The organism is Streptomyces jeddahensis (assembly GCF_001642995.1).
Lineage (GTDB): Bacteria > Actinomycetota > Actinomycetes > Streptomycetales > Streptomycetaceae > Streptomyces > Streptomyces jeddahensis.
Genome location: NZ_LOHS01000067.1, coordinates 56,607 through 63,205 on the forward strand (window position 1 = coordinate 56,607; position 6,599 = coordinate 63,205).

At 67.4% G+C, this 6,599-nt stretch carries 6 protein-coding genes and 2 pseudogenes; 4 read left to right on the top strand and 4 right to left on the bottom strand.

The features are described 5' to 3' along the window. Positions 1 to 264: 264 nt before the first annotated feature. The gene (locus STSP_RS11635) at positions 265 to 1,470 is read right to left on the bottom strand and encodes an MFS transporter (RefSeq protein WP_408646270.1); all 1,206 of its coding nucleotides are present in this window, start codon (positions 1,468 to 1,470) and stop codon (positions 265 to 267) included. A 724-nt stretch (positions 1,471 to 2,194) separates the two neighbouring features. Between STSP_RS11635 and STSP_RS11640 the strand changes: the two genes are divergently transcribed. The 3 genes from STSP_RS11640 to STSP_RS11655 all read left to right on the top strand — a co-directional run bounded on the left by STSP_RS11640 (position 2,195) and on the right by STSP_RS11655 (position 4,329). Further along, on the top strand, positions 2,195 to 2,413 hold the full coding sequence (locus STSP_RS11640) for a hypothetical protein (protein WP_067275707.1): 219 nt from the start codon (positions 2,195 to 2,197) through the stop codon (positions 2,411 to 2,413). Positions 2,414 to 2,516: 103 nt separating this feature from the next. After that, complete coding sequence (locus STSP_RS11645) at positions 2,517 to 3,143, top strand: hypothetical protein (RefSeq protein WP_067275710.1); 627 nt, start codon at positions 2,517 to 2,519, stop codon at positions 3,141 to 3,143. A 541-nt stretch (positions 3,144 to 3,684) separates the two neighbouring features. Beyond that, positions 3,685 to 4,329 (top strand): dihydrofolate reductase family protein, encoded by a 645-nt coding sequence (locus STSP_RS11655; RefSeq protein ID WP_067275717.1) that lies wholly within the window; start codon positions 3,685 to 3,687, stop codon positions 4,327 to 4,329. An 81-nt stretch (positions 4,330 to 4,410) separates the two neighbouring features. Here the strand turns inward: STSP_RS11655 and istB are convergent. The 3 genes and pseudogenes from istB to STSP_RS11665 form a co-directional block, all read right to left on the bottom strand. After that, positions 4,411 to 5,171, bottom strand: a pseudogene (istB, locus tag STSP_RS11660) (IS21-like element helper ATPase IstB). Positions 5,172 to 5,179: 8 nt separating this feature from the next. Further along, a pseudogene (locus tag STSP_RS36940) lies at positions 5,180 to 5,389 on the bottom strand (LacI family transcriptional regulator); the annotation flags it as partial. 257 nt (positions 5,390 to 5,646) lie between these two features. Beyond that, positions 5,647 to 5,850 (bottom strand): cold-shock protein, encoded by a 204-nt coding sequence (locus STSP_RS11665; RefSeq protein ID WP_067275720.1) that lies wholly within the window; start codon positions 5,848 to 5,850, stop codon positions 5,647 to 5,649. A 422-nt stretch (positions 5,851 to 6,272) separates the two neighbouring features. Here STSP_RS11665 and STSP_RS36945 point away from each other — a divergent pair. Next, the coding region (locus tag STSP_RS36945; RefSeq protein ID WP_078067096.1) for an ankyrin repeat domain-containing protein at positions 6,273 to 6,599 on the top strand (327 nt) is incomplete at its 3' end.

The following is a 6,599-nucleotide window of genomic DNA, read 5'->3' on the forward strand; positions in this document are numbered from 1 at the left end:
TGCTCGACTTCGACCTCGCGGCCACGGTCGCGAAGTGCTCGGGCAAGGAGTTCTGTGAGGCCGCATGCACTTTTCCGGACTAAGAAGGCCGGGCCCCCGCTTGAGTAACGCGACGGGGAGCACCGACGTCAGCTGTTCGTGAGCAGCGCCGAAACGGCTGTCTCCGTGACTACACCCGTTTCGCCCCCGAATCCTGCGGCAGTGAGCCCTCCGCCCTGTCGTGGCGAGAACCGGTATGGTCCATCTGCCTCCAGGCCGGGAAGATCACCGGGCACAGCGTGGCGAGCAGATACGCACACCAACCGCCAGCAGCGTGGTAGACAAGCCGACCGAATCCACGAGGAAGCCCGCGGCCAGTCCGCCCAGTGGAGTGACCAGCTGGACCGAGGCCGTGGTCGCGCTCAGCACGCGGCTGCGTAGTTCCTCCGGCACCGTCTCATAGGTCACGGTGGCCATGATGGGGTTGAGTACACCGAGGGCGAGACCCTCAACCGCCATGATCACGGCCAGCGGCGCGAAGGTGTCGGTGAAGGAAGCCACCACGAAGCGCGGGAGGCCCCCGATGAGAAACGCGATCGTGAACACGGGCCACCGCCGAAAGCGGCTGCCCACCGCCCCATAGACCAGCGCCCCCGTGAGTGCGCAAACCCCGAACGCCGCGTTCAGCAGACCGAGATCGACGGCACCATCAAGCTCCTCACGGGCATGCACGGGAAGGAGCACGGCGCTCCATCCCTGGTCGAGGCCCCTGGTGACCAGCGTCATCATGCACAGGCCCAGCAGCAACGGCGTGGCCGCCACGAAGCGATACCCTTCCGCGAGTTCATGACGGTAGGCGCGCAGCGACGTCGGCTCGGCCCGTCGTTGGGCCTGCGCCTCGGGCAGGCCGCGCACCCCGAACGCGAACAGTGGCGCGGCCACGGCGAAGGTCGCGGCATCTACCAACAGGACGTTCTCGGCTCCGAGTACGGCGATCAGCACACCTCCGAGAGCGGATGCCGTCAGCGCCGCACAGCGTGCCGCACCGTCGTACAGCCCGGCGGCCCTGGTCAGCGGCATTCCGGCGCGTTCAGCGAGCGTGGGCAACAGGACGCCGCGAGCGGTTTCACCCGGCGCACGGAACAGTCCTGTCATCGCCATCAGCACGCACAGCATCCAGAACTGCAGGATGCCGGCGAACTGCAGAAGCGGGATCGCCGCAACGGCGACCCCGCAAGCGAGATCCGAGGCGACACTCACCCGCCGTCGGCCCATCTGGTCGATGACCGGACCGCTGACGAGCGCAGCGAGCACTGCGGACAGCAGTGTGCAGAACGCCACGATCCCGGCCTTGGCGGCGCTGCCCGTGCTCTGTAGCACGAACCACGGCACGCCCATGTATGTGAGGCAATTCCCTGCGATCGAAACGAGGTTGGCGGCAAGAACCGTTGCCAGAGGACGGCGATCAACCGTCCCGAAGTCTTCGGACACTACGGTGGTCTCCCATAAGGGGAAGCGCCCACCGTGAATGAAGCAGGTCAGCCGGTGGGCGAAGCGAAGTGGTCAGCGTCTGGCGCGCATAGCGAGGCGCACCGCGATGCGGTGTTCACAAGCAGCGCCTCCAACACTTCGCCGGGATGACCACCCGGCACCTCCACGCATTGTGACCTCGGGCAGCGGCCCTCCGCAACGACGATCCGTCGCAATGGGGAGCTCGATCTGCTGACCATCTGGATCTCGGAGAGCCGTGCTTCAACGCGCTAGGAAGAAAAACACCTACTCATCTGGCTGAGGCGGTGGTGCGTCGTCAGTGAAGACGGGCATGCCGAGGTCGACCAGTTGAGGGCGTCCGTCGGTGGGGGTGTTCTTGAGGCTCTCGAGTTTGGCCATCGCGGCGTCGAAGCTGACCTGAAGGCCCTCGACCTCGCCGAGCCAGCCGTTGGCGCGGCCTCGCGGATGCGTTCACGGAGGTTCTGGATGATCTCGATGAGGCGGGGCTTCTGGCGGGGGTCCAATTGTCGCGGCACCTCCGGGGGTTGAGGAGACACCGTGCTCGCCCAGACGTGATTCGCAGGCACATCGTCTACGGTCTGTTCATGTCGGAGCGCATCAGACGCTCGCTGGCACAACCCCCGTACGGCCAGCACACCGCTCGAACCGTCGGATCTGCCGATCAGGGTTCCGCTGATCCACGGCGAGACGAACGGCCGAGCTGGTGGAACGCGATCAGGAGCAGCTGCGGCGGGCCCTTCCCGGTCTCCGCGACGACAAACTGCTGGACGTCGACGCGGCCGCGGTGCGCGTCACGGCATGGCCCACGGAGCCGGGCGCCGGGCCGCTGAAGGCCTGCCCTGTGTGTGTAGAGGAGGGGGCGTGGCTGTGCCGGCGGCCGGTGGAGGCCATGCAGCTGTGGCCGGCGCTGGCAGTGCGGTGACGGCGGTTACCTCATCGACACCACGCCGGTCCCTGACATCGCACACGCTCTCCAGCGGCACCGGGCCTTCAACCACCGCCTGGGCCCGGCCGGGGACGCGCTGGTGGCCGACACGCACCAGGTGATGCTGTGGTGGTGGGCCTCCAAGCCGGTCGCCCGCGATGTGTGGCGGGAGCGAGAGAATGCACTGCCCGTCGGCCCCCGGCTGCGGCGCCGCCAGGCCGCCCCAGCCGTCGTCTACCCCGAAGCGGTCGACCTTGCCGAGGCAATGAACCAGTGGGAAGAGCTACGCGGCAAGACCGGTGTCGCGGAGGACGACTGGATTGCCGAGGTCGCCGCTCGGTTCGGCGCACCCGGCATTGCCGATAGCCGGGAGCGCGAGCCCTTTCGGTACTGGCTTCAGCTGCACCCGCCCCAGCCCGGACGCAAGGCAACCAGCCACAGCAAGCCGGAACGGCGCTGGGCATGGCTGCCGACCCTCCACCACCAGGTCGGCGACCGCGGCCCCTTCCGGGCGAACTCCTGCCTGCGGTGGGTGTTCGGCAGGCACCTCACCTCCACCACCCAGCTGTGCCTCTACTGCCGCGGCCGCGAACTCAGCTGCCACTGGACGCCCTCCCCCGACTGCCCCCAACGGTCCGCCTTGGTGGAAGTCACGCGTTTAGGGCCGCTCCGGAACATCGCCATCGACGCGCCACCGCCAGCCGTAACTCCCATTCAAGTTCGGTAGCCCAGGGGACAGGGCTACACGGTGATCTCGTCGAGGAGTTGGCGGCCGTCGTTGCGGACGTTGTTGACGGCTCTGGAGACCGCGGGCGTGAAGGTGGCCGCCGACGGGCTGAGTCCACAGCGCGCGCAGATCGTCGGAATCTCGGTGGGCGGGGTAGAGCCGGGCGTCGTGGTGGTCCTTCGTGAGCGGGAGCGGCATGCGGGGGTGAACGTGCCCGGCCGCGTCTGGCTTCGAACGAGTCTGTTGGCCCCGCGGGAACGAGTTCTCCGGCCCCGGTTAGCGATCTTCGGGGCGGGGTGTGAACGGGTCGATTGGCCCCACTCCGAGATCGTCGGAGTTAGTGTGTCGTGGCGCTGAGCGGGCTGTCAGGCCGGATCGGCGACTGCTGGTGACGGTTCCACGAGCGTCAGCACGTCGGTCAGCGTGGGCAGGGATGGGCCGGGTGGCTTGGAGCACTATTTCTGACCGGTCACGGACGCAGCGATGAGTTTTCCCGGCCCGGAGAGTCTCACCACCGTTGTCGACAGCACAGGAGGAACACGTGGCTCAGCTACTGAGAGTCCAGAACTTCAACGTCTCGAGTGACGGAATCGGTGCCGGTGAGGACCAGAGCCTTGAGAGTCCGTTCGGCCATGCCCATCCCGAGAGGCTGTTCGCCTGGGCCGGCGCCACGGCGAGCTGGCCCATGCGCACCGATGCCGGGGGGAGCCGGGGCCTCGATGACTACTTCACGCGGGACTACGCACGCAACATCGGTGCCGAGATCATGGGCCGCAACAAGTTCGGGCCCCAGCGCGGGCCCTGGCAGGACCATGACTGGCGTGGCTGGTGGGGGGACGAGCCCCCGTTCCGCACCCCGGTGTTCGTCATGACCCACCACAAGCGTCCTTCGTTCACGCTCTCCGACACCACGTTCCACTTCGTCGACGGCGACCCGGCCACGGTCCTCGAGCAGGCGCGGGAGGCGGCGCAGGGCAAGGACGTCCGACTCGGCGGCGGGGTGATCACCATCCGGCAGTTCCTCGACGCTGGCCTCGTCGACACCATGCATGTGGCGGTCTCGCCGGTGAAGCTCGGGTCCGGACTACGACTCTGGGAGTCACCCGATGAGCTGCTCGACCGGTTCCACCTGGAGGTCGTGCCCAGCCCGAGCGGCGTGACGCACCACCTGTTCTGGCGAAAGTGACCGGTCCTCAGGGCTGGTCTCGGTCGGCTGTTTGCCTTCCGGGGCTGCCCTGAGAGGGCCGTCGAGTCGCGCATCGGGCGGTCAGCCGGCCTTGGCGGGTCCCTCAGCGCGTGCCCGGGTGGAGGCGAGGCGGTAGGAGTCGCTGCCGGTCTCGATGATGTTGCCGCCGAAGGTGAGGCGGTCCACGATGGCCGCGCAGAGCCGGGGGTCGGTGAACGTCTTCGTCCAGGAGGAGAACGATTCGTTGGAGGCGATGGCCATGCTGCTCTTTTCCTCGCGCTCGGTCAGGACCTGGAACAGCAGTTCGGCGCCGCGCCGGTCCAGCTCCATATATCCAAGTTCGTCAATACAGAGAAGATCGACGCGGCCGGAGCGGGCGGTGGTCTTGGTCAGCAGCTTTTCGTCGGCGGCTTCGACGAGCTCGTTGACGAGCCTGGTGGCCAAGACGTACTTGACCCGGAAGCCCGCCATGGCGGCCTCGGTGCCCAGCGCGATCAATAGGTGGGACTTGCCGGTCCCCGAGTCGCCGATCAGACACAGCGGAAGCCCTTTGCGGCCCCAGTCGCACGGGCGAGGGTGTGGATCGCGGCCGGGTCGATGGTGGGGTTCGCGTCGAAGTCGAAGGTGCGAAGCGCCTTCTCGCGCGGGAAGCCTGCGGCCTTGATCCGGCGCTCAGAGCGGCGGCGGTTGCGGTCGTCACAGTCGGCCATCAGCAGTTCGGCCAGGAACCCGCGGTAGGTCATCTGGTCGCGGGCCGCGGCGTCGGCGACTTCGGAGAACTGGCTTCGCATCGTGGGCAGGCGCAGGTTACGGCTGGCGGCGTCGGCGGCGGGTTCGGTCAGGCCGCGGGGGTGGAGGTGCCGGTGAGCAGTCCGATGCGGCGGGCTCCGGCGGCGGCGAGATGGTCGAGGATGCCCAGGACTGCGGCCTCGTGGTCGTTGTCCACCCAGGCGGTCACGGGCAGCGAGCCGACCGGGCGTCCGTCGGAGACGACGGGCAGGCCCTGGCGCACCAGTTCGCTGACGACCGGGTCGTGGTCGGAGGGGTCGATGACGACGGTCAAGACGATCTTCGTCGATGGCCGGTGGGCGCTGGCCGACCCACTTCTCGACCAGCTGGGCACCGACCCAGTCATCCTCACCGCCACCGCGGACCGGCTCTGAGCACCGTCGGCAGCGGGGACGGGAGCCGCCAGGTTCCAGAGCCTCTGCAGTCCTCGGCGGCGTGCGGTAACGCCGCCCGGTCTCCTCCACGGCCAGAAATGCACCCTGCCTCCGGAGCAACGCCCCGGAGGCATGGTCGTGCCCTGCCGCCCGATCAGGCTGGAGTGATGTTCTCCGCCTGCGGGCCCTTCTGGCCCTGGGTGACGTCGAAGGTGACGGCCTGGCCTTCCTGAAGCTCACGGAATCCGCTCGAGTTGATGTTGGAGTAGTGCGCGAAGACGTCGGGGCCGCCGCCGTCCTGCGCGATGAAGCCGAAGCCCTTTTCCGAGTTGAACCACTTGACGGTTCCGCTGGCCATGCCGGTGCCTCTCAGTCGATATCGGATCCGCACCGCGCGGACCCGGAGGTGATCGTCCTGGTCCCTCAGGCACTGCACAGGAAATGCCCGCACCGGAGCGCGGGCAGGTCTGCGAACCACGACATCTACCAGCGACGCTACACCGTGAAGCCGCCCGTCACCAGAGAGCAACAATCGTGAGGTGACAGGGCGCGGCATTTCGGGGAGGGCACCGGCGGCATGCCACAGGTCCCCGTACCACGAGTGAGTCCACGGCCCGGCGTATGCGGTGCGGGGCAAAGGTACGAGCCCTTCCTCCACCTTCTTGGGTTCGGGCACCGACTGACTGACCCTCTGCGCAGGATTTAGAGGCCATCTCATTTGGCGACTGGCGGTGTAGATAGTCGGTGGGAAACGTGCTGCGGCGGCGGTTGAATGCCCTGGTGAGTGACTACTGGACACCCGCCCATCGCGCGGTCGAGCACGAGGACGCGGAGACCCTGGCCCGGTTGCTGGCTGATGGTTCCGATCCCGATGAAGTCTTCAGCAACATGACGCTGCTGACGCACGCAATCGATGTCGAGGGAGATGGCTCGCTGCAGAGCGGCCAACCGTTGACTGTGCATACCACTGCTGTGTTGCTGGCTTTCGGAGCTGATCCGGAGCTAGCAGATCCAGACGGTCACACCCCGATGGACATGGCCAATCATTACTTGATGCCGCGCTCGGATAACACCGCCGCAGGTGGGCGTAGTCGTAGCCCTTGTCGG

Bases quoted from the DNA above. Each gene is read 5' to 3' on its own strand.
- STSP_RS11665 (WP_067275720.1), bottom strand. From the start codon at position 5,850: ATGGCCAGCGGAACCGTCAAGTGGTTCAACTCGGAAAAGGGCTTCGGC.